Raw genomic sequence first — 26,585 nt, 5'->3', positions numbered from 1 at the left:
GTTTGGCGGTCAGTAGGTGCTCGCCACCTGCGTCGCCGCGGGCGCTTTGCACTGACTGTACGTGCCCGGTTCCAGATACCGATTGAGGATCGGCGCCATGCCTTTGAGCACCTGAACGGGCAATGCGGAAGTGAACTTGAAACTCTCGGCCGCTCGACCGGGCACGTAAGCGGTGAGCGTGCCGAAATGGTTATCGCCGATGAAGAACACGAAGGTGGCGGTCCGGTTGATCGCCTTGGACGCCAGAATGCGCCCACCGGAGCCAATGCTTTCGATGCGGTTGTCGCCTGTGCCAGTCTTGCCGCCCATCGCCAGCGGCGTCCCGTCCTGCAGCTTGAAGCTTCCGGAAACGCGCCTTGCCGTACCCGCGTCGACCACCTGGGACAACGCCTCGCGCATGGCGGCCGCCACCTGCGAAGGCAGCACGCGTTTGCCCAGTTCCGGGTTGTTGTTCAGCTGCGTTTCGTAAGGCGTTCCGGCGGCGAAATGCAGGCTGTCGATACGCAGAACGGGCAAGCGCACGCCGTCGTTCTGAATGATCCCGATCAGCTCGGCCAACGCGGCAGGGCGATCGCCGGAGCTGCCTATCGCCGTCGCAAGCGAGGGCACCAGATGATCGAATGGATAGCCCAGACGCTGCCAGCGCTGGTGGATATCCAGAAAAGCTTCGATCTCCAGCATCGTCCGGATGCGACTGTCCCGAGCGCTCTTGTGCCGACTCTTGAACAGCCAGCTGTACACTTCCTGACGCTCGAAACGGCTGGCGGCTACGGCGTCCTTGAACTTGGCATCCGGGTTTTGCAGCAGATAGCCGACCAGCCACAGGTCCAGCGGGTGAACGCGGGCTATGTAGCCTTGATCCGGCAAATCAAACTTGCCCGGGCCGTAGGCATAATACAGCTCGTCCAGACGCTTCTCGGTCAGCCCAGGCCTGGTTTTGTCCGCCACGGCATGGGCCCGCACAAATGCGTTGAAAGCACTATGGCTGGCTTCGGGCAGCAGGTAGCGATGCACGGCGGCGAGCCGGCTGGCAGAGGGATGAACGCTGTCGAGAAAGGTATCGAGGCGGTCCTGCGTCGATTTGTTCTTGTAGCGTTTCCAGAACCGCAGCAGAAACGAGGTGCCCTCGCGATCGGCGAATTCCGCCAGGTACTCCTGACGTCGCGGATCGCTGTCGTCCTTGAGCAACACGGCGCTGTTATTCGGGCCCTGATACGTGGTGTAGCGCACCAGGTCGCGCATCAGCCGAATGAACGGCAGGTTGATCGACTCACGCAACGCCTCGCGCAGCGTCGGATTGCGCGCGTTGTCTTCCCGCCGGAAGTTATTGAAGTGGTGCAGGCCACCGCCGGTGAAGAAGCTTTCGCCCGGGCTGGCGGAATACTTGCGGTCAAGGGCTGCGGCGAGCATCTTCGACAGGTCGCGGTCCTTGTTCTGCATCAAGTAGTCCAGCGCCCACCGGCTCAGGCGGTCAGGATCCTCGACCGGGACCTTCTTGAGTTCGGCATTGCTCATGCCCGCGTACTTGTCGTGGAGTTCGGCGATGATCTGCAAATAAGTGGTCAACACCCGCATTTTCGCGGTCGAGCCCAACTCCAGCTTGCTCCCCTCGTTGATATCGAACGGCTGATCGGTGCTGTCGGTCTGCACGCGCACACGCGAGCCGTCGATGTCCCGTTCGAACAGCGTAAAGCTGTAGCGGACCGCCTGGGTGCTGGTGGGCGTGAGCAAGTGCTCACCGATCAAGCCCAGCTGGCCCGCGAATTCAGGATTCGCCAGGTCCCGCAAGTACTGGCCGACACGGGTTTGCAGATCGTTCTGCAAGGTGCTGGTCGCTGACAGGTCCAGGCGATCAAGATCGTAGAGCGGACGATCCAGCATGTTCGACAGGCGATTGCGTGCGACCGTTATCCCCTTGTTGGTTTCGATGGGCTGCACGGTAGGCTGCTGCACCCAGTCGCGATAGGTCACGGTCGCCGCGAGCGCAGCGTCGGCCAGCGGCGGGTCGATGACTTTGTTCTGCGCCAGCAGACGAATGTGGCTGTCAGTCAGGTCCGCCAGTTCCTTTCGGCCTTTTGCCAGAAAGTGCGAAGGCCGCCGTTGAGCGATCACCAGTGACAGCACCTCGCGCAGCGCAAGCCCCTGTGCGGCGAGGGTGTTCGCATCGTTGCCCGTCGCCATGAGCAACTGGTTGGTGCGGTCGAAGTCTGCGCCGTACCAGACCCGCAGCCCCTCAGCCATGCCGTGGACTTCTCCGTGGCCCGGCACAGCAGAAAGCGGCACGCTGTTGAGATAGTCACGCACGACACGCTCCCGGGCTTCAAGGGTTTGCGGCCCTGGTTGATAGGCCCGCACGCTGGCGGACACCATCTGACGGATCTTCTCGCTGCCGGATTGCGTCAAGCCATCAGGCGAATGACGGTATTTCTCGAGTTGCGTGGCAAGCGTGCTGCCACCCGCCGATTGCCCGGGCAAGCCAACTGCTTTGGCGACTTGAGACACGGCGGCTTTGAGGAACCGGGGCCAGTCTACGGCCGGGTTGGCCTGCGGCTGACCGGCATCGAGCAGGTCGCGGTTTTCGATGAATAACAGGCTGTTGACCAGCACCGGCGGGATCGCCGCAAAGGTCGGGTAAAGCTGCTGGGGGTAGGTGTATTGATAGAGAGCATCGCCGCGGCAGTCCGTGATCGTTAAGCCAGACTGGCTTTTCTCTCGATAAGGCACGAAAAAGCCGCGGTTGGCGTAGGACAGCATGCTGGGGGAGAACCGCGCCTGTGCGCTGATCAGGTAATCGCGCTTGAGCAGACGTGGCAGAAACTCCCCGAGCGCCGAATAACCCAGCCGCTTATCGAACGGGCCATCGCCGGGATAGACAATCGCATCGCTTGCGCCCGGTTCCACGGTGTAGCTCAGGTCCTTGGCAAAATCACTGAACTCGCGGGCCTGCAGTCTGGAACTGCGCACCTCCGAGGCAACGGCAAACCCCAGAGCCACCATCGCCATCAGCAACACCACCCAGACGACCCGCCAGACATACTGCCTCAGTCTCGGGCTCACAGGCATTGGAGATTCCCCCTGACTGTCAGCCGTAACCGCAGTCTTCTTCGTATCGGAATGCCAGAAAGCGCACATATCGTTGGCCCGGTTAAACCTGTTAATCGCACCTGACTACAAGCTTAGACGCTGGGCGGGGAGGGGGAGGGATTTGTGAATTTTCCCCGGGGGGCGGCCCTGGCGGGGGAGATCCGCAGTGGTTTCCAGCTCGACGTCAGATTTTCACTTCCTGGGGCTGCAGTGATGGGTAGAAGTATCCTGTTTTTGTATTTTTTCTACCTGAGTAAGACGACGTCATTGCGTCCAGTCAGGCCTTGTTGCGGATTCGGTCGGCACTCCTCTTCGGGACGCTGACCAGAAGAGTGATATCCATAATTTCCTCGCTGATTCACCCGTACCTTCTTCGCATAACGGCTGCATGCGAAACAGCTTTGCCTGATAACCCGGTAGGAAAAATCCGAGGGTTTCGTTCAGTGAGAACCCGTTCTCAGACCTGCACCACCTGCGCGCTCTTCGGGCTGCCCAGTCGCTTGTTCAATTCCAGCCAGTTGGACAGCAGCAACATCAGTCCCAGGCCCAGCAGGGCGGTGATCACGCGCATTTGCCAGATGTCACCTGCCAGCGCGTTGATGCCGTCGGCCAAGGGAGCGAGGAGCACGCCCAGGCAGAAGATCTCCAGAGAGTAGCGGCCCATGCGGCAGGTTTGCTGGGCAGGCCAGTTATCCAGCCACGCGTGTGAGGCGGGCAGCAGTTTGGCGACCACGTAGACCAGCGCGACGAAGTGCAACAGGCGCAGTGGAGAGAGGTTGGTTTTGTCGATCGGATAGATCAGGTCGGTGAACGCTTTGGGCAGCAAGGCGTCGTGCACCTCCGGGAATTTCCAGAGCAGGGCGATGTTTGTCGCGATCAACAGGTAAAGCGCGGCGCCCATAAACAGCGGCTGTTGCCACAACGGGCGCTCGCCAGAACGAACGGTCACCGGTTTTTGTGTGTGCATGGCGAAGGCGCCGCCGAGCACGAAGATCAATTGCCAGGCCACCGGGTTGAAGTACCAATAACCGCCGCCTTCATAGGCGCGCAGGTTCCAGCCGAACAGCGGCACCATCATGTACAGCGAGATCGATAGGCCGACGGCGACGGCAGTGTTGCGCAGCATGATCGGCAAGATCAGCGGCAACGCTCCCATCAGCAGGATGTACAGCGGCAACGGGTCGGTGAGGTTGGGTTTGAAGCGCAGCAGCAATTCGTCGGCCAGTGCCTGTTGGGGATTGCCGACAAAATATTCAAGGCCCATCTCGCGCACCATGTCGCGGGTTTCGACGTGGTTGTTGGCAACGAATACGATGCCCATCAACAGGGTCAGCAGGAAGATATGCGCCACATAGAGCACCCATGTGCGTCGCAGGATGCGCAGACACGCAACCGCATACCCGTCGCGCTGGGCGACACGTCCATAGGCCAGCACAGCGGCATAACCGGCGAGGAAAACGAAGACTTCAGCCGCGTCGCTGAAGCCGAAGTTGCGCAGGGTCAGCTGCGCGAAAGGGTTGTCCGGTACGTGATCCCAAAAAATGAAGATCAGCGCCAAACCTCGAAAGAAGTCGATTCGATGGTCGCGTCCGTTCGTCATGACGGTGGAGCTCTTGCAATGTGTTTAAAGAAGATAGGCCAATGGCGGCCCTGGTTCCGCAGTGACAGCCAAGGCTGATCGGCGGCGCGAAGGGTGGAGCGTTTAAGGGGTAAAGGCAAAGGTTGAATATTACAGAATGTCTCAACCGGCCGCTCCGAAGCAGGGCTGAAGCAGCCCTGCGCAGCTGCGCCAACAGCATGTTCAACACGCTGCCGACAGCATCAGCTTCTATTCTGCCGCGAGGGCGAATCGGTCAGTCAATATCATTGGGCTCGAAGCTGTCGGCCCGCGCCATGCGCCACATGCGTGAATAAAAGCTGTCATCGACCACGCCGTTGAGCAACTGCCCAGGCTGCAAGAAAACGTGTGACTGAGAGAACAGTTTGACCTCGGTGGCGGACATGCGGCGCACCAGATGCTTGCCTTCCAGTTGCGATGGCGAATCCAGACCGGCGGCGGCGAGCATTTCGGCCAACGCGTGAAGCGTGTTGCGGTGGAAGTTGAACACCCGCTGGGCTTTGTCCGGAACCACCAGCGCACGCTGGCGCAGCGGATCCTGGGTGGCAACGCCGGTCGGGCATTTGTTGGTGTGACAGCTTTGCGACTGGATGCAGCCGATGGCGAACATGAACCCGCGCGCCGAGTTGGCCCAGTCAGCGCCGATGGACAGCACGCTGGCGATGTCGAACGCGCTGACGATTTTGCCGCTGGCGCCTAGCTTGATCTTGTCGCGCAGGTTCAGGCCCACCAGCGTGTTGTGCACGAACAACAGGCCCTCGCGCATTGGCACGCCCATGTGGTCGGTGAACTCCACCGGCGCGGCTCCGGTGCCACCTTCGGTGCCATCGATGACGATGAAATCCGGAAGAATCCCGGTGTCGAGCATGGCCTTGGCGATGCCCATGAATTCCCACGGGTGGCCCAGGCATAATTTGAAGCCCACCGGTTTGCCGCCGGACAGCTCACGCAATTGCGCAATGAACTGCATCAATTCGGTGGGCGTCGAAAACGCACTGTGCCGAGAGGGCGAAATGCAGTCTTCGCCCATGGGAATCCCGCGCGTGTCGGCGATTTCCTGAGTGACTTTGTGCTTGGGCAGAATGCCGCCGTGACCCGGCTTGGCCCCTTGGCTCATCTTGATCTCGATCATCCGCACCTGAGGATCCTGCGCCTGTTTCGCAAAGCGTTCCGGATCGAAGCGGCCATCGGCGGTACGGCATCCGAAGTAGCCACTGCCCAGTTCCCAAGTCAGATCGCCACCGTTTTCACGATGGTAGGGGCTGATGCTGCCTTCGCCGGTGTCGTGGGCGAAGTTGCCCAGTTTTGCACCCTTGTTCAGCGCGCGGATTGCGTTGGCGCTCAATGAGCCGAAGCTCATGGCGGAGATGTTGAAGATCGACGCGGAATACGGCTGAGCGCATTGCGGGCCGCCCACTGTCACGCGGAACTGGTTCGGGTCGGCCAACGGCGCCGGGCGCATGGAATGGCTGATGAATTCGAAACCGGTCTGATAGACGTCGATCAAGGTGCCAAACGGTTTGTCGGCTGATTCATTTTTGGCGCGTGCATAAACCAGCGAACGTTGAGCGCGGGAGAAGGGCAGGGCGTCGCTGTCGGATTCCAGCAGGTACTGGCGGATCTCCGGTCGGATGGTCTCGACGGCGTAGCGGATGTTGCCAAGAATCGGATAGTTGCGACGTATCGAGTGTGGCACCTGGATCAGGTCGAACAGCCCGATCAGGCTCAACACTGCCGTGGTGAGGGTGAACGGCCAAAGCCATTCGTGGTACAGAAACGGAAGGCTGAACAGGGTGAACAATACGCAGCCGACGAATACGGCGTAGCGACTTAGAAGCGACAAGCTCATAGGCGGTCCTGGTCTTTACACGGTTAAGGGAGAGAGCGCTGTGCCGCGCCTTGTATCGGCAAGACTGTGTTTCGCTTCACGCGCTTTGCGCCTGAAGAAAAATCGAAAACAGCTCGGACTGTGATTTGATCCCGAGCTTGCTGTAGATATGCTTTTTGTGAACCCGCACGGTTTCGGCGGAGATATCCAGTTTGCGTGCAATTTCCTTACTCGAACAACCGCTGAGCATCAGGCGGCCCACGTCCAGCTCCCTGGCGGTCAACTGTGCGCCGCGACTTTGCTGCACCGAGGCCTCCAGCTGGATACGCCAGTCGGCGCCGGGCTGTTGGGCGATTACCGGCTCGTTATCGGACGTCCTTTCCGCCAGCTCAAACGGCAGGCGTTGGCGCAGCAGCGCAATGACCCACGGTTGGATCGTTGACAGCAGGGCGATCTGCTCGGCGCCGTAACGTTGCGTCGAACCGAGCGACAGGCAGAGCGTTCGGTCCTGATCAAGCTGGCAATTGAACTGTATTTCATCGGCGACGACATTCAGACGAAAGTATCGCTGGTAGTACTCGGTCAGTTCGAAATGCTCGGGCGCGACTTCTGCAAGCCGGAACAGACCGCTTTGCGAGCGCTCGCGACTGGCGATGTAGAAGGGGTCCAGCAGGTACAGGCCTTTGAGATAGTCCTGGAATAGCTGATCGGGGCTGCCGTCCTCGGCCGGGCATTCGGCGAATACGTGGGGCCGTTGGCCAGAGCTGAATTGCAGCGCCACCCAACTATCGAAGCTGACGTACTGACCCAGCAGGCGTACCAGTTGCGCCCAGAAGTTGGGGCGGTCAAGCGCTTCGATCAACTGCGCGACCGAGCGATGCCAGGCAATGTCCTGAAGTGCGATTGTCATTGATCTACCCCTAATGGGTTACTACAGCTGCGTAATACCCCGTGACACTTGCTGATGCGCATACTGCCCGCAGAGCCAATGTTCAGGCCAGCATTTTGTGCCCGATCGGCTACGTGACTCTAATAAGGAGAACCCATGAAGGTGGAATTAGCCCAACTGACGGGCCAGGACAACGCCACGGCGCACAACCTGAAACAGGCGTTGAACGCAATTGCTGCGTGCGCCAGCGATACCGCGCTGATCGTGTTTCCGGAAACCCATCTGATGGGCTTCCCTTCCAGCGAGACCGTCGCTGAGGTATCCGAACCTCTCGACGGTCCGACCGTGCGCGCGATTGTTCAGGCAGCCCGAGCGCGAGACGTCTCGGTCGTGATCGGCATGGCCGAGAATGACCAGGGGCGTTTTTACAACACCACGCTGCTGATCACTCCTGAAGGCGTCGCGCTGCGCTATCGCAAAACCCATTTGTGGGCCTCTGACCGAGGCGTGTTCAGCGCAGGTGATCGCTATGCAACCTGCCTCTGGAACGGCGTGCGCGTCGGCATGCTGATCTGCTATGACATCGAATTTCCCGAGTCGGCCCGTGCCTTGGCCCAGTTGGGGGCCGAGCTGATTATCGTCACCAACGGCAACATGGACCCGTACGGCCCGACGCATCGCACCGCGATCATGGCGCGCGCCCAGGAAAACCAGGCGTTCGCGCTCATGGTCAACCGCGTGGGCGAGGGTGACGGCGGCCTGGTATTCGCCGGCGGCAGTGCGCTGGTCGACCCGTTCGGCACGCTGTTGCACGAAGCGGGACGTGACGAAGAACAGTTCAGCGTCGAGCTCGATCTGGAGCAGTTGCAGGCTGTCCGTCGCGACTACCGCTATCTGGACGACCAGCGCCTGCGCCTGCCGGGCGAAGTGATCGAGCGGCCCGATGGCATCCGCGAACTGTTGATTCCGAAGCACCCATAAAAAGTCATCAGTGACCGTCGCCGGGCGCAGTTCCTCGGCGGTCACCGCGTCACTCAATAAAAGAAACGCCTTTGTTCTGCCGAACTTTTCTCTGCCATAAAACCTATAAATTCGGAGTAGTCGCTCATGGCTCGTTTGCAACGCACCCTTTCGTTAGGGTCGGTGGTGCTGTTCGGCATCGCCTATATGACCCCCATCATTGTGCTCGGGACATTCGGAATCTTGGCGCAGTCGACTGGCGGCATGGTTCCTGCCTCGTATCTGGCGGCGCTGGTCGCCATGTTCTTCACTGCAATGAGCTACGGCCGTATGGCTTCGGCCTTTCCCGTCGCCGGTTCTGCGTACAGCTACGTGCGCAAAGCGATCAGCCCGAAGCTTGGCTTCATCGCGGGCTGGGCGGTCTTGCTGGACTACCTGTTCCTGCCGATGGCGATCTGGTTGATCGGCGCCGCATACCTGGGTTCGGCGTTTCCTTCGGTGCCGCAGCCGGTCTGGGTGCTGGCGTTCATCGTCGTCACCAGCCTGATCAACATCGTCGGCCTGAAACTGGCCAACACGGTCAACGCCTTGCTGATGATCGTGCAGTTCCTGGTGCTGGCGGCTTTCGTGGCGCTCTGCATCCATTACATCGCCGGCGACGCCAGCAAGCCGTTGTGGACGCTGACCCCTTTCCTGAATGGCGACATGCAGATGCCGTTGATCATGAGCGGTGCGGCGATTGCCTGTTATTCGTTCCTGGGCTTTGACGCGGTCAGCACGCTGACCGAAGAAACCAGAGATCCGCGGCGCACGATTCCCAAAGCCATCATGCTCATTACGCTGATCGGCGGGCTGATCTTCGTGGGTGTGTCGTACTTCGTGCAACTGGCTCACCCATCGGCGCAGTTCGACAATGTCGATTCGGCCGCCTACGAGATTGCGCGCAACATCGGCGGCGATGTATTCGTGACCATTTTCATGATCGGTCTGATCGTCGGCCAGTTCGCGTCCGGGCTTTCGGCGCAGGCCAGCGGTTCGCGCCTGCTGTACGCAATGGGTCGCGACGGGGTGCTGCCGAAAGCCTTTTTCGCCGGGCTGAGTGAGCGCTTCGGCACGCCGGTCAACAGCATTCTCTTGTGCGCAGTCGTCGCGTTGCTGGCCTTGGAACTGGACGTGACCACGTCGACCTCATTCATCAACTTCGGTGCGTTTCTGGCGTTCAGCCTCGTCAACCTGTCGGTGATCTTTCATTACTGGATCGCAGGCAAAAAGCGCGGCTTGCGTGAGCTGTTGCTGTTCCTCGTCTGCCCGTTGATCGGTCTGATCGCCGATCTCTGGCTGATGGTCAGTCTGGACCGGCTGGCGATCATCCTGGGCGTGAGCTGGCTTGCGGTGGGTTGTGTCTATCTGGCCTGGCTGACCGGCGGTTTTCGTCGCCAGCCGCCTGAAATGGACTTTCAGGAAGCGACTTGATCACAGCGAGGCGCGCCTTTTGGGTGCGCCTCTGTTGCTGCGTGGATGTCACCTGCGCCGCTGGCCTGTAGCCTTGGCCGTGGTTATTTCGGTACGGCCATTGGTTTGCGGTTCATGGTTTCGCTGACCATCTTGCAAATGTCTTTCTTCCCGTCGTCGTTGCAGCAGCGAATCTGATGCAACATCTCTCGTTCCGATGGCGACAGCGCGATGTAATTCCACTCGCAGGCCTGGCGCATGAATGCGTCGTGACCATTGATTGCCCGGACGTCGTCAGCGGCGTCGTTCAGCGCTTCCACCAGGGGTGTCAGCGAGTCGACAAGCTGGTCTCTTCCCAACGGTTCTTCCGTGGACTGCACCAGACGCTCAAGATGATTCAACGCGCTCCGTGCGTCGACCAGGCGCATGTGGCCTGGGATGGTCAGTTCATATCGGTCGATCATGTACATGGCATTACCTCCTGGTGGCGGTTCGATTCCGTTCCCGGAAATCCGGGCTGGCTTCAGCGGCGCGAACATTAGCGGCAGGGGAGGTGAGAGCAAAGACTAAAGTTGTAACGGTTACAAAATGGTTCGATTGAACTTCTTTCTCGTGTTACTGTATAACGTATTACATGATTACTTACATCTGGAGAGCGCCATGAAAGCCGATATCCATCCCGATTACCGTCAGGTCCTGTTTCACGACACCGCTGCCGATGTGTACTTCCTGATCGGCTCCACCGTCGATACCGATCGCACCCAGAAGCACACGGATGGGAACACCTATCCCTACGTCGCCCTCGACGTGTCCAGCGCCTCGCACCCGATGTACACCGGGCAGCAGCGCAAGACCACCACCGAAGGCCGTATCGCAGGGTTCAACAAACGCTTCGCGACCTTTGGCTCCGGCGCGAAAAAAGCTGAATGACCGTTGCTGCGCCCGCGCTCGGGGTGTCGCTTTGCGGCACTCCAGGCGCGGGTTGGTCGTGCGCGTTTCACGTCTGCATTCCGTCCAGCAGATGACCGTGGCACTGGACTAACGGCGCAAATTGCTTTTAGCTCTGCGACCTGAAATCCAGGAGCCATCCCTTTGAAAAAGTCAGTCGCCATCGTTTTCGGTGGGCAATCCTCCGAACATGAAGTGTCGTTGCAATCGGCGCGCAACGTGATCAATGCGATTGATCGCAACAACTACTACGTCACCCTCATCGGTATCGACAAGCAAGGCCACTGGCTGCGCTTCGACGAGCGTGATTACCTGCAGAACGCGTCGGATCCGGCCCATATCAAGCTCAGTGAGTCCGGCCGTCTGCTGTCGCTGATGCCCGGCGCACAAGGGCCGCAGTTCGTTGAGGTGGAAACCGGGCTGGAAGTCCCGCGCATCGATGTCGTATTCCCGCTGATTCACGGCAGTTTCGGCGAAGACGGCTGCCTGCAGGGCATGCTGCGTCTGCTGGATATTCCCTTCGTCGGTCCCGATGTGCTGGGTTCCGCTGCGTGTATGGACAAGGATGTGACCAAGCGTCTGTTGCGCGACGCGGGGATCGCCGTGGCGCCATTTGTGGTGCTTCATCGCGGTGAATCCGTGGATTTCGTCAGCGTCTCGGCGCAGCTTGGATTGCCGCTGTTCGTCAAACCCGCGTGTCAGGGCTCGTCAGTGGGCGTGAGCAAGGTGACGGACGAGGCCAGCTATCTGCTGGCGTTGAAGCTTGCCTTCGAGTACGACAACAAGGTGTTGATCGAGCAGGGTATCGTTGGCCGTGAAGTGGAGTGCGCCGTGCTGGGCAACCACGAACCTCAGGTCAGCGTCTGCGGCGAAGTGGTCGCCAACGACGAGTTTTACGCCTACGACACCAAGTACCTGAATGACGGCCAGGCGCGCATCGCGATCCCGGCGCAACTGCCCGACGGTTTGAGCGATGAAGTCCGAGAAGTCGCGTTGCAAGCCTACCGCGTGCTCGGCTGCGCAGGTCTGTCCCGGGTCGATTTCTTCGTCACTGAAGCGCGGGAAATCATTATCAACGAAATCAACACGATCCCCGGTTTCACCTCCATCAGCATGTATCCCAAATTGTGGCAGGCGAGCGGCCTGAGCTATCCCGAGCTCATCGACAGGCTGATCGTGCTGGCGCTGGAGCGGGCCGAGGAAACCCGCGCGCTGAAAACCGAGGTGGTGCTGTGAAGACGATTCGTATTGCTGCAGCATTACTGATCGGGCCCGACGACAGAACCCTGCTGGTGCGCAAGCGCGGCACGCAGGCGTTCATGCAGCCGGGCGGCAAAATCGACGCGGGTGAGTCCGCGATTCAGGCCCTGGCCCGTGAGTTGAACGAGGAACTGGGGCTGGTGATAGCGACCGAAGACGCCGGGTTTCTCGGCGAATTTTCCGCTGTGGCGGCCAACGAACCCGGACACGAAGTGAATTGCCAGCTGTACCGCGTGCAGGTCGAGCAGGACGTCGTGCCGGCGGCAGAAATCGAAGAAATCGTCTGGGTTGACGCTGGCGATGTCGGCCATCTCGAACTCGCGCCGCTGACCCGCGACGCCATCCTGCCGTTGTACCGAACGCTGCAGACAGCCTGATCGACGCTGTATCGAGGGTGAAACGACCGCGTTTCACCCTGCGTTCTTGCGGTCTGCGCGGGGCACGCTGGCTCAGCGCACCGCGCTGACGCCATCCAGAGTCGAAAACGACGTGTCCTTTGCCGTCAGCAGGAAGTCGCGCATGTAGGGCGCATCCAGCATATCTGTACGAATCGCCGCATAGAGCGTGGCGAACAGTCCCTTTTCCCCCAGCCGTTTGGCTTTCACATAGCCCCTTGAACTGTATTCGTGCAGCGCCCAGTGCGGCATCCCACAGACGCCTCGGCCGCTGGCCACGAGCTGCATCATCATCACCGTCAGCTCCGAGGTGCGAACCTGTGCCGGTTCGACGTCCGCAGGTTCGAGGAAGCGCGTGAAAATATCCAGCCGGTCCCGCTCCACGGGGTACGTGATGAGTGTCTCGCTGGCCAGATCTTCCGGCACCACATAGGGGCGCGCGGCCAGCGGGTGCTGATTGGCAACGGCAAGCATCGCTTCATACGTAAACAGCGGCACGTAGGTAATGCCTGCCAGGTCGAGCGGATCGGAAGTCACCACCAGATCAAGGTCGCCTCGTGCCAGAGCGGGCAGCGGGGCGAACGCGAAGCCGGACGCCAGGTCCAGTTCGACCTCAGGCCAGGCATCGCGGAACTGGTCGATGGTCGGCATCAACCACTGGAAACAGCTGTGGCATTCGATTGCCATGTGCAGACGTCCGGCGACGCCGCCCGCCAGACGAGAAATATCGCGTTCCGCATGGCGCAACTGCGGCAGCACGGAGTCGGCCAGTTGCAACAGACGCAACCCCGCGCTGGTGAAGCGAACCGGTTTGGTCTTGCGCACGAACAGCGGCATGCCCATGCGCTCTTCGAGTTCCTTGAACTGGTGCGACAGCGCGGACTGCGTCAGGTGCAACCGGTCGGCGGCGTCCACCAGGCTGTCGGTCTCGCGAAGGGCGTGCAACGTTTTCAGATGGCGGATCTCAAGCACCCAGGCGCTCCATGAATGAATTTTGTGGTCGGGACGGGTGTGATGAGTTTGTCTCATGTACGCGACGCTGTCGATATCCTTCCAATCCCGTGCGCAAGCGCTGTACAGGGTGACAGTACGCCCTGCTTTCCTACCACTCGGCTCCCTTCATCAAACTGTCACGCAACTGTGGCAGCGCGCTTCTGAAAACTTCATCAGACTCGCGGCCTACTGGGGTTCTGCGGTTCGGTGTTTTCCATGCGGTTTTTCTTCTTTCTGGCTGCGCTGATGTGCAGCCTGCCGTCTTTTGCGGCCTCTCGATGCGATGTCGACGTTTCCACTCAGGTGGCGGAGCTTGACGACGTGCACTTGGCTTATCAGAGCATCGGTCAGGATTCCGACCCTGCGCTGCTGCTGGTGATGGGGCTGGGCGGGCAATTGATTCACTGGCCCGACGAGGTCGTCGTCGCGCTGTGTCAGCAGGGTTTTCGGGTGATTCGCTACGACAATCGCGACGTCGGACTGTCGACCTGGGTGCAGGCGCCTGGCAATGCGAACCTGACCTACGAAGTGCTGCGCTACAAAATCGGTTTGCCGGTGTCCGCGCCGTACTCGCTGACCGACATGGCGCAGGATGCGCTGGGCCTGATGGACGCTTTGCGCATTCAGCAGTTCCACGTGCTGGGGGCGAGCATGGGCGGGATGATTGCGCAGCATCTGGCCGACATGGCGCCCAAACGCGTGGAAAGTCTGACGCTGATCATGACCAGTTCAGGCGCCCCGGGACTGCCAATGCCCAGCCCTGCGCTGCTTCAGTTGCTGGCCCGCCGTGGTGCGCCAGATCGCCAGAGCGCGCTGGAACAACAGGCTGATTTGCTGGCCGCGCTGGGCAGTCCGGAGGTCAAGGACGATAGACAGAAACTGCTCCAGCAAGCGGCGATTTCCTACGACCGTGCGTTTAATCCGGAGGGCGTGAAGCGGCAGATTCTGGCGATCCTCGCTGAACCCAGCCGGGTGGAATTGTTGAATCGTCTGCGGGTGCCAACGTTGGTGGTGCACGGGACGGCTGATCCACTGCTGCCCGTGATGCACGGCGTTCATGTGGCCGCGCACATCCAGGGCAGCCAGTTGAAGCTGATTCCGGGCCTTGCCCACCGTTTTCAGGAGGCATTCAAGGCGCCGTTGCTCGCGGCCGTGTTGCCATACCTGCGTGAGCACCGGGAGGATGCTTCCCACGTGGCGCAACTCTGATGACAGCAGGCAGCGCACAGGTTTGAGTGTCAGCCTGATCAGCGTATCGTGGCGTTTTCCCTCATTTGCACGAGGCCGCCATGAGCACTCCGCTGAAAATCGACTTCATTTCCGACGTTTCCTGCCCCTGGTGCATCATCGGTCTACGCGCCCTGGACCAGGCGCTGGAGCATCTGGGCGATGAAGTCCAGGCCACGATTCACTTTCAACCTTTCGAACTGAACCCGAACATGGGCCCGCAAGGGCAGGAAATCTTCGAGCACATCGCTGAAAAATATGGTTCCAGCCGCGAGCAGTACCAGGCCAACGCCGAAAACATTCGTCAGCGCGGGGCCGAGCTGGGCTTTGTCTTCATGCAGGGCGAGCGGAAGATCTACAACACCTTCGATGCTCACCGTCTGCTTCACTGGGCTGAGCTTGAAGGGCAGCAACAGGCCCTGAAAGAAGCGCTCTTTACCGCCTATTTCAGTCATCACGCCGATGTGTCGTCCCACAAGGTATTTGCCGACATCGCACAGAAAGTCGGGCTGGATCGAGTGCGTGCCGAAGCGGTGCTGGCGTCCAACGAGTATGCGGTCCAGGTACGGGAGCTTGAACAACTCTGGGTTTCGCGAGGCGTCAGCTCGGTGCCCACCCTCGTTTTCAATGACCAGTACGCGGTGTCCGGCGGGCAGCCTGTCGACGTGTTCGTCAGCGCCATTCGTCAGATCGTCAGCGAACAATCGAGCGTGATCGACCCGGCGCAGTGACGAGCTACCCTGACTGTCGCTCTGCCCAGTCACACGTGTATCCGCGGGCGTCATCTGTCACCTTTGCATTCTCTGAAAGGGCAGCGCGCGCTCGCAACGCGATGTAACGGATGTAACAAATCTTCGATTGCAAATAAAAAATCACTTGCTCCCATCAACCACTTTCGGATATCAATTTGTACATGATTAGACAGGTTCGATTCGACAAGAAAAAACGCGTGGTCGATGAGCTCGCTCGACGCATTGAAACCGGCCAGATGGGCTCCGGGGAGTTGCTGCCCGGCGAAAACATGCTCGCTCAGGAATTCAATGTCAGTCGCGGCACGCTGCGCGAGGCACTGTCCGAACTCAAGCGGCGCAACTACATCGCGACCCAGACAGGCGTGGGATCGATTGTCACGTACGACGGTATTTCTCTTGATCAGCGCGCCGGCTGGGCGCAGGCACTGGCCGATACCGGTGCCAGGGTGACGACTGAAATATTGCGACTGGTGGCTGTGCAGCGCCCGGACCTTGCGGGTCGCTTCGGAACGGCGGATTTCATCGCGCTGGATCGTCGTCGTACGGCGGCCGATGGCAGCGTGGTGTCGCTGGAGCGCGCCCTGATTCCGGCCAGCGACGGCCTGGAGAATCTGCCGCGCGATGGCCTGATCGATGATTCGCTGACGGTGACCATGGCCGCTCATGGGTTTGTCGGTGACCGGGGCGATCAGTGGATCGGAGCGGAGCCTTTGAGCAAGGACGATGCGACGTTGATGTTGCGCGAGCCCGGCTCGGTGTTTCTCAAGGCCACTCGAACCACTTTTGATCGTCGCGAACGTTTCATGGAGCACGTGGAGAGCCTTCTGGATCCCGTGCATTTTCGACTGCATCTGGCTTTTGGATCGTCCACATGACCGCACTGATCGACATTCGCGACCGAAGCCTGGCCGCTTTCTATGGCCTGGCCCTCGGCGACGCACTGGGCATGCCCACGCAGTCGCTGAGTCGCGAGCAGATCAAGCAACGTTTCAACCGTATCACCACGCTGACGGCAGCGGATGCCGACCAGCCGATTGCTCCGAACATGGCCGCAGGTTCCATCACCGACGACACCGAGCAAGCGGTACTGGTGGGTCAGTTACTGGTCGAGGGAGGAGGGCGCATCATCCCGTCGGACCTGGCGCATAGTCTGATCGAGTGGGAAGCGGTGATGCAGGCCAAGGGTTCGCAAGATTTGCTTGGCCCGTCGACAAAGCGAGCGATCGAAATGATTCTGGCAGGCCATAGCCCCGAAGAAGCTGGGCGTTTCGGCACGACAAATGGCGCCGCCATGCGCATCGCGCCGATTGGCATCGCTTTCGACGTGGCTGAGGAAGCGGCTTTCGTTGAGTCGGTCAAACAGGCGTGTCAGGTCACCCATAACACCAATCTGGGTATCTCCAGCGCCGCTGCGGTCGCGGCCGTGGTGTCGGCAGGGATCAACGGCGCCAGTCTGAGCGACGCGCTGGGTGTCGGCGCGCACATCGCCGATCAGGCCGAGCGGTTCGGTTACTGGATCGCTGGCGCGCGCATCGGTCCGCGCATCCGCTGGGCCCGGACGCTCTGCGCCGATTGCAGCAACGAGCAATTGCCCGATGTGATTTACGACGTCATTGGCACGTCGGTGGCGTCGCAGGAGTCAGTGATCGCAGCGTTCGCCATCGCGCATCAAGTGGCGAGCGCAAGGCTCGATGCGTTCGATGCGCTGTGCATGGCCGCGAGTCTGGGCGGCGACACCGACACCATCGCAGCGGTGCTCGGTGCCATGCTCGGCGCTTGCCAGGGCATGAGTGCCTGGCCGAACGCCATGATCGAGCAGATCCGCACAGTGAACGATCTCGACCTCACAACGCTGGTCGAAAACCTGTTGACCCTGCGCGCAGCCTGAGCCGGCCGACGCCAGAACACTGATATGAATAAGACACACGTCGTCGCTGATCACAGCGGCGATCCGGGGCCTCTTGCTGTCCAGAAAAGCCCCTGCTGACACGGACGTCGTTTGCTTTGCGTACTGCCCACAACCAGAACAAATGGCAACAGGAGCATTTCCAATGACGTCATCCAACGCCAATCAGGGCGCAGGACAGCTTGAAACACGCGGTATCGAGCCCGTACCGGAACACGAATGCAACGGTCATCCGCTGCAGCTCTTCTGGGTCTGGTTCGCCGCCAACATCAGCATTCTCGGCTTGCCGCTGGGTGCGACCCTCGTGGCATTTCGTGGCTTATCGATCTGGCAGGCCATCATCGTGGCAATTCTGGGAGCTGCAGGCTCCTTCGCCGTGGTCGGGGTGATCTCCATCGCAGGCCGACGCGGCAGGGCGCCAAGCCTGACATTGTCTCGGGCCATTTTCGGGGTGCGTGGCAACATCGGTCCTACCATCGTTTCACTGATGTCGCGCCTGGGCTGGGAAACAGTCAACACCACGACGGCCGCTTTCGTACTGCTGTCGCTGTGCTCGATCCTCTTCGGCACGCCGGTCGAAGCGAAGAGCGCGCCGGGTCTTACGCTGGTGTTCATTGCCATCTTCGTGCTGATGACGCTGACCGTATCCGGCCTCGGCCACGCGACATTGCTGGTGATCCAGAAGTGGGCGACCTACATTTTCGGTGCGCTGAACATCATCGTCGGCGGCTTCCTGATTGCGCACATCGACTGGACGGCGGTGTTCAACGCGACACCGGCGCCCTTGAGCGCGATGATCATCGGTGTCGGCACCATGGCCGCCGGCACCGGTATCGGCTGGGCCAACGCTGGCGCCGACATGTCGCGTTATCAGCATCGCAGCGTGAGGGCGGCGGGGCTGGTTGCATCGGCAGCGTTCGGTGCAGGCATTCCACTGGTGTTGCTGATCACCCTCGGCGGCCTGCTCTCGGTGGGCAACGATCATCTGGCCTCGGCCACCGACCCGATCATTGCAATCCGCGAGCTGCTGCCGACCTGGATGGCGGTGCCTTACCTGATCACTGCTTTCGGTGGTCTGCTGCTGTCGAACAACCTGTCCGTTTATTCGGCAGGCCTGACCACGCTGACGCTGGGCTTGAAGATCAAGCGCGTGCACGCAGTGATCGTCGACATCGTGGCCATCTTCGCCGGGTCGATTTACTTCATGCTGATCGCAGACAGTTTCTACGGCCCGTTCATCACCTTCATTTCGATGCTGGCAGTGCCGATCACGGCGTGGGTCGGGATCTTCGTCGTCGACCTCATTCATCGCCATTACTACTCGGCCAAAGACCTGATGGATGTCTCGCCGCGCAGCGCCTACTGGTATCGCGGTGGCGTGGAGTGGCGCGCGGTGGGCGCGTGGGCCTTGGCGATCGTGCTGGGTTTCAGCTTTACGACGGTCGCGACCACGCCGGAAAACGTGCTGTTTAAAGGCTTTCTGTCAGACTCCTGGTTCGGCCATAACGGTTTGGGCTGGATCGTGACATTCATAGTGGCGGGCGGTCTGTACGCGACTCTCGGCGGTTCGCGCGATCGCCGCGTCGTCAACGAAGAGGCTGCTCATGCCCGCTAGATTGCTGTATACCGGCCAGGTCGTGGTTGACCTGGTCATGGCGCTCGACACGCTGCCGCGGTCGGGGGGCGATGTGCTCGCCAGCTCCGCCAGATTCGAGACCGGTGGTGGTTTCAACGTCATGGCCGCTGCCTGTCGCAATGGCATGCAGACGCGCTATCTCGGGCGTCACGGGAAGGGTCGTTTCGGGGATCTTGCCCGTCAGGCCATGACCGAGGAGGGCATCGAGTTCGCTGCGGCCAGCGCCGATGAGCAGGACACGGGCTTGTCGGTTGCACTGATCGAGCCTTCGGCCGAGCGTTCCTTTATCTCGTACGTCGGGGCAGAAGGCGGGTTGTCAGAAGACGACCTGCATGATGTTTCGGTACAGCCTGAGGACTACGTTTTCGTCAGCGGCTACAGCCTGTTGCACGCGCATAAGGTCCCCACGCTGCTCGATTGGTTGGGGACGCTGCCGCAGGGGACTGACGTGGTGTTCGATCCGGGGCCGCTGGTGAATTCGCCAGACGGCGCCGAGATGCAGGCTGTTCTGCCGGTTATCTCGCTGTGGACCAGCAATTGCGAGGAAGCGTTGCGTTTCACTCGGTGCAACGCCATTGCCGATGCGCTGGAGACCCTGGCGCAGTGGCTGAATCAGGACGCGCTGATCGTCGTGCGTGACGGGCCGCAGGGTTGCTGGATTCGCCAAGGAAACCGTACCCAGCACGTGCGCGGGTTCCCGGTGAAGGCCATTGACACCAACGGCGCAGGTGATGCTCATGCGGGTGTCTTGCTGGCGGGGCTGGCGGCGGGACTGTCGGCGGAAGAAGCGGCACTGCGTGCCAACGCGGCGGCGGCGATTGCCGTCACGCGCTGGGGGCCGGCGACAGCGCCGAAGGCCGACGAGGTGGATGAGTTGATCACGAACGCGCAACAATAGGTTCGTGCGCTTGGCCGCCATCGCGGGCAAGCGCGCTCCTACTGCATCGACCTCAGCCCAACCCGTACTTTTTCACTTTGTCGAACAACGTCGTCTTGGCCATGCCCAGCTCCTGGCTGGCCTGACTCAGGTTCCCGCCGCTGCGTTGCAGCGCCTCACTGAGCAAGTTCTTTTCGAACGCCTCCACTGCCTCGGAAAAGCCAAGGCTCTGGCTGCTCGCCGACAGTCCCGACTTTTTGAACGCTGGAAGCCCCAGCGCATAACGCTCGGCGACATTGCGCAGTTCGCGCACGTTGCCCGGCCAGTCGTGGCTCATCAGTGACGACAGGGTTTGCGCATCGAGTTGCGGAGGTTCCCGGTCGAAACGCAGCGACGACAACTGCAGGAAATGCTCGAACAGTTGCAGGATGTCCTCGCGGCGTTCGCGCAGCGGTGGCAGTTCCAGCGTCACGACGTTCAGGCGGTAGTACAGGTCGCTGCGGAACTGGCTGGCTTTGCTCAGTTCGTTCAGGTCCGATTTGGTGGCCGCGATGACCCGGCAATCCACCGCAACGCTCTGGTTGGAGCCCAACCGTTCGAGGGTGCGCTCCTGCAGCACGCGCAGCAGTTTGATCTGCAGATTGATCGGCATGCTTTCCACCTCATCGAGGAACAGCGTGCCGTTGTGGGCGTGCTCGATCTTGCCGATCCTGCGTTTGCCGGCGCCGGTGAACGCATTGGCTTCATGACCGAAGATTTCACTTTCAAACAGGTTTTCCGGCAGTCCGCCACAATTCAGCGCGACGAACTGATTGCTGTGGCGCCGACTGAAATCGTGCAGGCAGCGGGCGACGAGCTCTTTGCCGGTGCCTGTTTCGCCTTCGATCAGCACGTTGGCTGAGGTGTCGGCGACATTGGCGATCAGGGCGCGCAGGTTCTGCATCGCGGCAGAGCGACCGATGATTCTGCCTTCCAGCGAATCGCGCTCAGCCAGCTGGCGACGCAACGACCACACCTCGCGAGCCAGGCTACGCTGCTCCAGCGCGCGGCGGGCGACGTCCACCAGGCGTTCGGGCGAAAAGGGTTTTTCCATGAAGTCGTACGCGCCGTCGCGCATCGCCCCGACCGCCATCGAGACATCGCCATGCCCGGTGATCAGCACCACTGGCAATGTGCGGTCGCGCTCTTTGAGACGTTTGAGCAGTTGCAGGCCGTCAATGCCGGGCAGGCGGATATCGCTGATGACGATGCCTGCAAAGTTGTCGCCGACCAATGAGAGCGCTTCCTCGGCGCTGCCCACGCCCTGACTGTGAATGTCTTCCAGCGCCAGCGCCTGCTGACAACCGAGCAGGACGTGGGGATCGTCTTCGACGATGAGGACGGTCAGTTCAGTGTTCATGTGTATGCCTCATCCGTATGGGTAGGAGCGCGCTTGCCCGCGAATGCTGTCTATCAGGTTTGAAAGTGGTGACTGACAGACTGCAATCGCGGGCAAGCGCGCTCCTACAGGAGAGTGGGCGGTCAGATGCGTCATGGAGACGAAATTCCAGTCGCCACCAAAGGCAACACCAACACAAACATCGTGCCGCCTTCTGCCGGGTCCTCGGCGTTGAGGCTGCCGCCTGCCGCGGCGGCGAGGCTTGCCGACAGCGTCAGGCCCAGGCCCAGGCCTTGTTCGCCGGGTTTGGTGGTGAAAAATGGCTCGAACAGGTGCTTGCGTGTCTCGGCGTCGATGCCGTGACCATTGTCGCGCACGCGTAACCGATAACGGCCCTCGAACACCTCGCCCTCCAGCCACAGCATGGGCAATGGCTGCGCCTGCATGGCGTCCAGTGCGTTACCGATCAGGTTCACCAGAATCTGTTCCAAGCGGGTCTGGTCGATCGCCAGTTCCACATCATCGAATTGCTGATGCAGGTCCAGCGCGCTTTTTTCCAGACGTCCCGCCAGCAATTGCAGGGCTGCGTCCACGGCCTTGGCCAGCGACGCCTGGCCCTTGTCTTCGCCGCGACGTGCGAACGAGCGCAGGCTGGCGGTGATGCGACCCATCCGGTCAACCAGATCGTTGATTGTGCGCAAATTGGTGCTCGCGGTTTCCAGCGCGCCGCGTTCGAGAAAGCGCACCGTATTTCCCGACAGCGTGCGCAATGCCGCGAGGGGCTGATTGAGTTCGTGAGCGATGCTGGTGGACATCTGGCCGATGGCGGCGAGTTTTCCGGCCTGCACCAGTTCGTCCTGAGCCTGACGCAACGTCTCCTCGGCCTGACGCCGTTCACGGATCTGGCCCTTCAACCGCTCGTTGCTCGCGCGCAGATCGGCGGTGCGTTCGGTAATCCGACGCTCAAGTTCATTGTTGGCCTCCTCCAGTGCTTCCCGGGCCGCAAGGCGTGTGGAGATCACCTTGCGCCGTTCGTTCCAGGCGATCAGCAGAAACATCGCCAGGGCGCATGCCACTGCCACCAGCATGCCTTGATTGGCGGCTTCCCGGCGCAGGTCCTCGAGCGGGGTGAGCAGTGTCAGGTGCCAGGGGGTGTCGGCCAGGTCGCACGTCTGCGCCAGGTAGCTGACCACCGTGTGTTCATGGTCGACGCTGCTGTTGGCCGGGAAGGTCAGCTTTTCGACGCCATCGGCGATGGATTCGCGCTCCAGCGGCATCAGTTCGTTCAGCGGCCACCAGTAATATTGCAGGCTGCGCGCCAGACGCTCCTTGATGTCGGCCGTCAGCGGACGAACGGATTTGAGCCGCCGCGCAGGATCGCTGGAAAGAATGATGATGCCGTTTTCGTCGCTGACGAAGGCCTCCAGTCGCGCCCGCTGCCAGCGCTCTTCCAGCGCTTCGAGGCGCACCTTGATCACGGCAACGCCGATGATCCTGCCTTTTTCTTCCAGCCCGTGGGCCAGGTAATAACCGGGCTCGCCGGTGGTGCTGCCGATGCCGTAGAAACGCCCCGGCAGTCCGCGAATCGCGTCCTGATAATAAGCACGGAACGACAGGTCTTCGCCCAGATAGCTGTCGGCGTCGCGCCAGTTACTGGTCGCCAGCACACGGCCCGTGGTGTCGAGCACGTAGATCGCGCGGCTGCGGCTGCGGCGATTGAGGCCTTCCAGGTAGTCATTGACCTTGCTGCGCAACTCCGGCGAAGGGTCGTTGAGCAGATCGGAGACGTTGGATTCGAGCTCCAGCACGCTGGGCAGATAGTTGTACTTGTTGATTTCACTTTCGACGGTGCGCGCGTGCAGCTCGAGCTGACGTTCGCCGTTTTCGCTCAGCGCCTTGATGCCGTTCTTTTCGCTGTACAGATAGGTGACGTAGCCCAGCGCGATCATCAGCAGAATGACCAGCGGCGGCAGAAACAGGTGGCGGATCAGGCGGGGTTTCACGGCAAGTGATGGCGGCGGGCTAAGAGGTGGATCGCATTTCATCACAGTCGTCCTGGACCGGCCAGCCGCCCGTGTCATTGATGATCGAGTCCGGGCGGCGGGTGGTTTTTTGCCCTTGTGAGGCGTGAATCAATTAATGCTGCAGGATCTTGTTGAGGAACTGCTGGGCACGTTCGGAGCGTGCGTTGACGTCACCGAAGAACTCTTCCTTGGCGCAGTCCTCGACGATCTGGCCCTTGTCCATGAAGATCACCCGGTCCGCGACTTTGCGGGCGAAGCCCATCTCGTGGGTCACGCACATCATGGTCATGCCTTCATGGGCGAGTTGCACCATCACGTCGAGCACTTCGTTGACCATTTCCGGGTCCAGCGCGGAGGTCGGTTCGTCGAACAGCATGACCACCGGATCCATCGCCAGCGCGCGGGCGATCGCCACACGCTGCTGCTGACCACCGGACAACTGGCCCGGATGCTTGTGGGCATGCGCCGACAGGCCGACGCGCTCGAGCAATTGCAGGCCCTTTTTGGTGGCCTCTTCCTTGCTGCGGCCCAAGACCTTGATTTGCGCGATGGTCAGGTTTTCAGTGATGGTCAGGTGCGGAAACAGCTCGAAATGCTGAAACACCATGCCAACCCGCGAACGCAGTTTCGGCAGATTGGTTTTCGGGTCGGCGATGGATGTGCCGTCGACCACAATGTCGCCTTTCTGGAAGGGCTCAAGCGCATTGACGCATTTGATCAGGGTTGATTTGCCCGAGCCCGAAGGCCCGCAGACCACGATCACTTCGCCTTTCTTGACCTCGGTGCTGCAATCGGTCAGCACCTGGAAGTCCCCATACCACTTGTTGATATTTTTGATGGAAATCATACGGCTAACCTTTTCTGCATGAGCTTGACCAGACGCGATGCCGCGAAGCTGATCGTGAAATAGACCAGACCTGCGACGATCAGGAATTCATTGGAGCGACCGATGATGTCGCCGCTCGAACGCGCCGAGTTGAGGAAGTCGACCAGCCCCACCGTGTACACCAGCGAGGTGTCCTGAAACAGGATGATGCTTTGCTGCAGCAGCAGCGGGGTCATCTTGCGGAAGGCCTGCGGCAGGATGATCAGGCGCATCATCTGGCTGTAGGTCATGCCCAGCGCCTGTGCTGCACCCATCTGGCCGCGAGAGATCGATTGCACACCGGCGCGCACGATTTCGCAGAAGTAGGCCGCCTCGAACATCATGAACGCCACGACGCAGGAGGTGAACGCGCCGACCGGCGTGTCTTGGCCGGTGATCCAGCGCAGCACGAAGGGCACCGCCAGGTAGAACCAGGTGATGACCAGCAGCAGCGGAATCGAACGGAAATAGTTGACGTAGGCACCGGCGATGCGCGACAGCAGTTTGTTCGACGACAGCCGCATCAGCGCCAGCAGCGTGCCGATTGCGATACCGCCGATCACACCCATGACCATCAGTTGCAGGGTCATGACCATGCCGTTCCACATGCCTGGAATGGCCGGAATTACTCCAGAGAAGTCCATTATTTACCTCCCACGGAGATCAGGCCGGGCACGGCGACTTTCTTCTCGACCAGGCGCATGAGCAGCATCAGGCTCATGTTCAGGGTGAAATAGATCAGCGTGGCCAGGGTGAACGCTTCGAACAGGTTCGCGGAGAACTCGGCGGTCTGTTTGGTCTGCGCGAGCAACTCCATCAAGCCGATCAGCGAGGCCACGGACGAGTTCTTGAACACGTTCAGGAATTCGGAGGTGAGCGGCGGAATGATGATCCTGTAGGCCTGCGGCAGCAGTACGTTCCAGTAGATCTGCGGCAGTTTGAAACCCATGGCGCGCGCGGCCGATTCCTGTCCGGGCGGCAATGCCTGGATGCCGGTACGCACTTGTTCGCAAACCCGTGCGGCAGTGAACAGGCCCAGACACACGACAACGCTCAGGAATGCCGAGGTGGTCGGGTTGAGGTCTTGCTTGTACCACTCTTGCAGGTTTTCGGGCAGCAGATCGGGCACCAGGAAGTACCAGATGAACAGTTGCACCAGCAGTGGCACATTACGGAATATTTCCACGTAGATCGTGGCGATGGAAGAAACGATGCGGTTAGGCACCGTACGCATGACCCCGAGCACCGAGCCCAGGATTAACGCGATGATCCAGGCGGCGACGGCAATGGCGATTGTCCAGCCCAGACCGGTGATGTACCAGTCCAGATAGGTCTCGCTGCCAACGCCAGTGGACTTGAAGAACACGCCCCAGTCCCAGTTGTAATTCATCAGGGTCTCCCCTCTGATCGATCGTTATGCACGCATGCGCTTTGCAGCGGCTCCCGGGAAAACACTGGGTCTTCCCGGGAATCAGGCTTTTACGTTCTTATGGTTTGCGGCGAAGGGCTCAAGCCTTCTTGTCTGGGGCCGGCTTGTCGTTCGGGTTGGCAATCAGCTTCTTGAGCTCTTCGCTCATCGGGAAGCTCAGGTTCAGGCCTTTTGGAGGAATCGGCTGGGTGAACCACTTGTCGTAGATCTTGTTGATCTCGCCCGATGTGTAGAGGCCGACGATCGCGTCGTCGACGGCTTTCTTGAACGCAGGATCATCCTTGCGAACCATGCAGCCGTAGATTTCATAGGATTGCGGCGTGCCGGTCACGTGCCAGTCGGTCGGCTTCTTGGCCTTGGCCATTTCGCCTGCCAACAGTGCGTCGTCCATCATGAAGGCAACGGCGCGACCCGATTCCAGCATCTGGAAGGACTCGCCGTGGTCTTTGGCGGAGATGACGTTCATGCCCATCTGCTTGTCAGCGTTCATCGACTTGATGATGCGCTCGGACGTGGTGCCAGCGGTGGTGACGACGTTCTTGCCCTTGAGGTCGTCGAAGTCGTTGTACGGCGAGCCGACTTTGGTCAGCAGCCTGGTACCGATTTCGAAGATGCCGACCGAAAACTCAACTTGCTGCGCGCGTTCGGCGTTGTTAGTGGTCGAACCACATTCAACGTCGACGGTGCCGTTCTGCACCAGCGGAATGCGGGTCTGAGACGTGACCAGGTTGTACTTGACGTTCAGATCAGGCTTGTTCAGGTCTTTTTTGATCGCTTCAACGATTGCCAGCTGAATGTCGTGGGAATAACCGACTGGCTTGCCGGAAGCGTCAGCGATGTACGAGAAAGGAATGGAAGAGTCGCGGTGACCGAGGGTGATGGTGCCTGAATCGCTGATTTTCTTCAGAGTTCCGGTCAGCTCGGCAGCGGACACTGGGGTGCTGATCAAAACGGCGGCAGCGATGGCTGCGCCCAGGAGGTGGGGAACGATACGCATCTGTTTATCCTCGACATTGTTTTTTTTATGGGTCCGGTGTTGGTTCGGCCCTATCGCTTCAGAACGC

General features: G+C 60.4%; 23 protein-coding genes. 11 read left to right on the top strand and 12 right to left on the bottom strand.

The window, feature by feature from the left end; genetic code table 11:
* Positions 1–9: 9 nt before the first annotated feature.
* The 4 genes from BMZ10_RS10890 to BMZ10_RS10875 all read right to left on the bottom strand — a co-directional run bounded on the left by BMZ10_RS10890 (position 10) and on the right by BMZ10_RS10875 (position 7,440).
* On the bottom strand, positions 10–3,132 hold the full coding sequence (locus tag BMZ10_RS10890; RefSeq protein WP_093461321.1) for a transglycosylase domain-containing protein: 3,123 nt from the start codon (positions 3,130–3,132) through the stop codon (positions 10–12).
* A gap of 409 nt (positions 3,133–3,541) precedes the next feature.
* The gene (locus tag BMZ10_RS10885) at positions 3,542–4,684 is read right to left on the bottom strand and encodes an OpgC domain-containing protein (RefSeq protein ID WP_093461318.1); all 1,143 of its coding nucleotides are present in this window, start codon (positions 4,682–4,684) and stop codon (positions 3,542–3,544) included.
* Between the two features lie 253 nt (positions 4,685–4,937).
* Positions 4,938–6,551 carry an FMN-binding glutamate synthase family protein gene (locus tag BMZ10_RS10880; RefSeq protein WP_093461315.1) on the bottom strand — a complete coding sequence of 538 codons (1,614 nt, stop codon included), beginning with the start codon at positions 6,549–6,551 and terminating at the stop codon, positions 4,938–4,940.
* 76 nt (positions 6,552–6,627) lie between these two features.
* On the bottom strand, positions 6,628–7,440 hold the full coding sequence (locus BMZ10_RS10875; RefSeq protein WP_093461312.1) for a helix-turn-helix transcriptional regulator: 813 nt from the start codon (positions 7,438–7,440) through the stop codon (positions 6,628–6,630).
* Between the two features lie 135 nt (positions 7,441–7,575).
* Here BMZ10_RS10875 and BMZ10_RS10870 point away from each other — a divergent pair, with 135 nt between their 5' ends.
* Both BMZ10_RS10870 and BMZ10_RS10865 read left to right on the top strand, forming a co-directional pair.
* A complete protein-coding gene (locus BMZ10_RS10870) occupies positions 7,576–8,400 on the top strand; it encodes a carbon-nitrogen hydrolase family protein (protein ID WP_093461310.1) in 825 nt (274 codons plus the stop codon).
* Positions 8,401–8,526: 126 nt separating this feature from the next.
* Complete coding sequence (locus tag BMZ10_RS10865) at positions 8,527–9,852, top strand: APC family permease (RefSeq protein WP_093461307.1); 1,326 nt, start codon at positions 8,527–8,529, stop codon at positions 9,850–9,852.
* 83 nt (positions 9,853–9,935) lie between these two features.
* Here the strand turns inward: BMZ10_RS10865 and BMZ10_RS10860 are convergent, their stop codons facing one another.
* A complete protein-coding gene (locus tag BMZ10_RS10860) occupies positions 9,936–10,301 on the bottom strand; it encodes a hypothetical protein (protein WP_093461304.1) in 366 nt (121 codons plus the stop codon).
* Positions 10,302–10,491: 190 nt separating this feature from the next.
* On the opposite strand from BMZ10_RS10860, the gene BMZ10_RS10855 reads away from it, so the two are divergent.
* From BMZ10_RS10855 to BMZ10_RS10845, 3 genes are all read left to right on the top strand, one after another.
* The gene (locus tag BMZ10_RS10855) at positions 10,492–10,761 is read left to right on the top strand and encodes a type B 50S ribosomal protein L31 (RefSeq protein WP_093461301.1); all 270 of its coding nucleotides are present in this window, start codon (positions 10,492–10,494) and stop codon (positions 10,759–10,761) included.
* 162 nt (positions 10,762–10,923) lie between these two features.
* Positions 10,924–12,015, top strand: a complete 1,092-nt coding sequence (gene ddlA, locus BMZ10_RS10850) for a D-alanine--D-alanine ligase (protein ID WP_093461298.1) — start codon at positions 10,924–10,926, stop codon at positions 12,013–12,015.
* Positions 12,012–12,416, top strand: coding sequence for an NUDIX hydrolase (locus BMZ10_RS10845; protein WP_093461295.1), 405 nt, complete (start codon positions 12,012–12,014; stop codon positions 12,414–12,416). The genes ddlA and BMZ10_RS10845 overlap by 4 nt, the downstream gene beginning before the upstream one ends.
* 72 nt (positions 12,417–12,488) lie before the next feature.
* On the opposite strand, the gene metR is transcribed toward BMZ10_RS10845, so the two are convergent.
* Entirely contained in the window at positions 12,489–13,406 is a 918-nt protein-coding gene (metR, locus tag BMZ10_RS10840) for a transcriptional regulator MetR (RefSeq protein ID WP_093461292.1), read from the bottom strand.
* 237 nt (positions 13,407–13,643) lie between these two features.
* On the opposite strand from metR, the gene BMZ10_RS10835 reads away from it, so the two are divergent.
* The 6 genes from BMZ10_RS10835 to BMZ10_RS10810 all read left to right on the top strand — a co-directional run bounded on the left by BMZ10_RS10835 (position 13,644) and on the right by BMZ10_RS10810 (position 19,846).
* Positions 13,644–14,636: an alpha/beta fold hydrolase gene (locus tag BMZ10_RS10835; protein ID WP_093461289.1), complete on the top strand. Its 993-nt coding sequence runs from the start codon at positions 13,644–13,646 to the stop codon at positions 14,634–14,636.
* 80 nt (positions 14,637–14,716) lie between these two features.
* The gene (locus tag BMZ10_RS10830) at positions 14,717–15,385 is read left to right on the top strand and encodes a DsbA family oxidoreductase (protein ID WP_093461286.1); all 669 of its coding nucleotides are present in this window, start codon (positions 14,717–14,719) and stop codon (positions 15,383–15,385) included.
* 182 nt (positions 15,386–15,567) lie between these two features.
* Entirely contained in the window at positions 15,568–16,281 is a 714-nt protein-coding gene (locus BMZ10_RS10825) for a GntR family transcriptional regulator (RefSeq protein ID WP_177182097.1), read from the top strand.
* Entirely contained in the window at positions 16,278–17,294 is a 1,017-nt protein-coding gene (locus BMZ10_RS10820; protein ID WP_093461280.1) for an ADP-ribosylglycohydrolase family protein, read from the top strand. Before BMZ10_RS10825 ends, BMZ10_RS10820 begins: the two co-directional genes overlap by 4 nt.
* Positions 17,295–17,457: 163 nt before the next feature.
* On the top strand, positions 17,458–18,927 hold the full coding sequence (locus BMZ10_RS10815; RefSeq protein ID WP_093461276.1) for a purine-cytosine permease family protein: 1,470 nt from the start codon (positions 17,458–17,460) through the stop codon (positions 18,925–18,927).
* Positions 18,917–19,846, top strand: coding sequence for a PfkB family carbohydrate kinase (locus BMZ10_RS10810; RefSeq protein WP_093461273.1), 930 nt, complete (start codon positions 18,917–18,919; stop codon positions 19,844–19,846). The genes BMZ10_RS10815 and BMZ10_RS10810 overlap by 11 nt, the downstream gene beginning before the upstream one ends.
* A gap of 52 nt (positions 19,847–19,898) precedes the next feature.
* On the opposite strand, the gene BMZ10_RS10805 is transcribed toward BMZ10_RS10810, so the two are convergent.
* The 6 genes from BMZ10_RS10805 to BMZ10_RS10780 all read right to left on the bottom strand — a co-directional run bounded on the left by BMZ10_RS10805 (position 19,899) and on the right by BMZ10_RS10780 (position 26,518).
* Complete coding sequence (locus tag BMZ10_RS10805) at positions 19,899–21,224, bottom strand: two-component response regulator AauR (protein WP_093461269.1); 1,326 nt, start codon at positions 21,222–21,224, stop codon at positions 19,899–19,901.
* A gap of 131 nt (positions 21,225–21,355) precedes the next feature.
* Entirely contained in the window at positions 21,356–23,248 is a 1,893-nt protein-coding gene (locus BMZ10_RS10800) for a two-component sensor histidine kinase AauS (RefSeq protein ID WP_093461266.1), read from the bottom strand.
* 91 nt (positions 23,249–23,339) lie between these two features.
* On the bottom strand, positions 23,340–24,074 hold the full coding sequence (locus BMZ10_RS10795; protein WP_093461263.1) for an amino acid ABC transporter ATP-binding protein: 735 nt from the start codon (positions 24,072–24,074) through the stop codon (positions 23,340–23,342).
* Positions 24,071–24,739: an amino acid ABC transporter permease gene (locus BMZ10_RS10790; protein WP_177182116.1), complete on the bottom strand. Its 669-nt coding sequence runs from the start codon at positions 24,737–24,739 to the stop codon at positions 24,071–24,073. The genes BMZ10_RS10795 and BMZ10_RS10790 overlap by 4 nt, the downstream gene beginning before the upstream one ends.
* On the bottom strand, positions 24,736–25,482 hold the full coding sequence (locus tag BMZ10_RS10785; protein WP_093461256.1) for an amino acid ABC transporter permease: 747 nt from the start codon (positions 25,480–25,482) through the stop codon (positions 24,736–24,738). Before BMZ10_RS10785 ends, BMZ10_RS10790 begins: the two co-directional genes overlap by 4 nt.
* 118 nt (positions 25,483–25,600) lie before the next feature.
* Entirely contained in the window at positions 25,601–26,518 is a 918-nt protein-coding gene (locus BMZ10_RS10780; protein WP_093461252.1) for a glutamate/aspartate ABC transporter substrate-binding protein, read from the bottom strand.
* Between the last annotated feature and the right edge of the window lie 67 nt (positions 26,519–26,585).

Origin of the sequence: Pseudomonas sp. NFR16, assembly GCF_900108875.1 — a bacterium.
Classification (GTDB): Bacteria; Pseudomonadota; Gammaproteobacteria; order Pseudomonadales; family Pseudomonadaceae; genus Aquipseudomonas.
Note: the sequence above shows the minus strand (reverse complement) of the source record. Positions and strands in the feature narration are given on the sequence as shown.

What these genes read in the sequence shown, in the direction of transcription:
- BMZ10_RS10890 (WP_093461321.1), bottom strand. Translation starts at nt 3,132, where the DNA reads ATGTGCGCTTTCTGGCATTCCGATACGAAGAAGACTGCGGTTACGGCT.
- BMZ10_RS10885 (WP_093461318.1), bottom strand. Translation starts at nt 4,684, where the DNA reads ATGACGAACGGACGCGACCATCGAATCGACTTCTTTCGAGGTTTGGCG.
- BMZ10_RS10880 (WP_093461315.1), bottom strand. Translation starts at nt 6,551, where the DNA reads ATGAGCTTGTCGCTTCTAAGTCGCTACGCCGTATTCGTCGGCTGCGTA.
- BMZ10_RS10875 (WP_093461312.1), bottom strand. Translation starts at nt 7,440, where the DNA reads ATGACAATCGCACTTCAGGACATTGCCTGGCATCGCTCGGTCGCGCAG.
- BMZ10_RS10870 (WP_093461310.1), top strand. Translation starts at nt 7,576, where the DNA reads ATGAAGGTGGAATTAGCCCAACTGACGGGCCAGGACAACGCCACGGCG.
- BMZ10_RS10865 (WP_093461307.1), top strand. Translation starts at nt 8,527, where the DNA reads ATGGCTCGTTTGCAACGCACCCTTTCGTTAGGGTCGGTGGTGCTGTTC.
- BMZ10_RS10860 (WP_093461304.1), bottom strand. Translation starts at nt 10,301, where the DNA reads ATGTACATGATCGACCGATATGAACTGACCATCCCAGGCCACATGCGC.
- BMZ10_RS10855 (WP_093461301.1), top strand. Translation starts at nt 10,492, where the DNA reads ATGAAAGCCGATATCCATCCCGATTACCGTCAGGTCCTGTTTCACGAC.
- BMZ10_RS10835 (WP_093461289.1), top strand. Translation starts at nt 13,644, where the DNA reads ATGCGGTTTTTCTTCTTTCTGGCTGCGCTGATGTGCAGCCTGCCGTCT.
- BMZ10_RS10830 (WP_093461286.1), top strand. Translation starts at nt 14,717, where the DNA reads ATGAGCACTCCGCTGAAAATCGACTTCATTTCCGACGTTTCCTGCCCC.
- BMZ10_RS10825 (WP_177182097.1), top strand. Translation starts at nt 15,568, where the DNA reads ATGATTAGACAGGTTCGATTCGACAAGAAAAAACGCGTGGTCGATGAG.
- BMZ10_RS10820 (WP_093461280.1), top strand. Translation starts at nt 16,278, where the DNA reads ATGACCGCACTGATCGACATTCGCGACCGAAGCCTGGCCGCTTTCTAT.
- BMZ10_RS10815 (WP_093461276.1), top strand. Translation starts at nt 17,458, where the DNA reads ATGACGTCATCCAACGCCAATCAGGGCGCAGGACAGCTTGAAACACGC.
- BMZ10_RS10810 (WP_093461273.1), top strand. Translation starts at nt 18,917, where the DNA reads ATGCCCGCTAGATTGCTGTATACCGGCCAGGTCGTGGTTGACCTGGTC.
- BMZ10_RS10805 (WP_093461269.1), bottom strand. Translation starts at nt 21,224, where the DNA reads ATGAACACTGAACTGACCGTCCTCATCGTCGAAGACGATCCCCACGTC.
- BMZ10_RS10800 (WP_093461266.1), bottom strand. Translation starts at nt 23,248, where the DNA reads ATGAAATGCGATCCACCTCTTAGCCCGCCGCCATCACTTGCCGTGAAA.
- BMZ10_RS10795 (WP_093461263.1), bottom strand. Translation starts at nt 24,074, where the DNA reads ATGATTTCCATCAAAAATATCAACAAGTGGTATGGGGACTTCCAGGTG.
- BMZ10_RS10785 (WP_093461256.1), bottom strand. Translation starts at nt 25,482, where the DNA reads ATGAATTACAACTGGGACTGGGGCGTGTTCTTCAAGTCCACTGGCGTT.
- BMZ10_RS10780 (WP_093461252.1), bottom strand. Translation starts at nt 26,518, where the DNA reads ATGCGTATCGTTCCCCACCTCCTGGGCGCAGCCATCGCTGCCGCCGTT.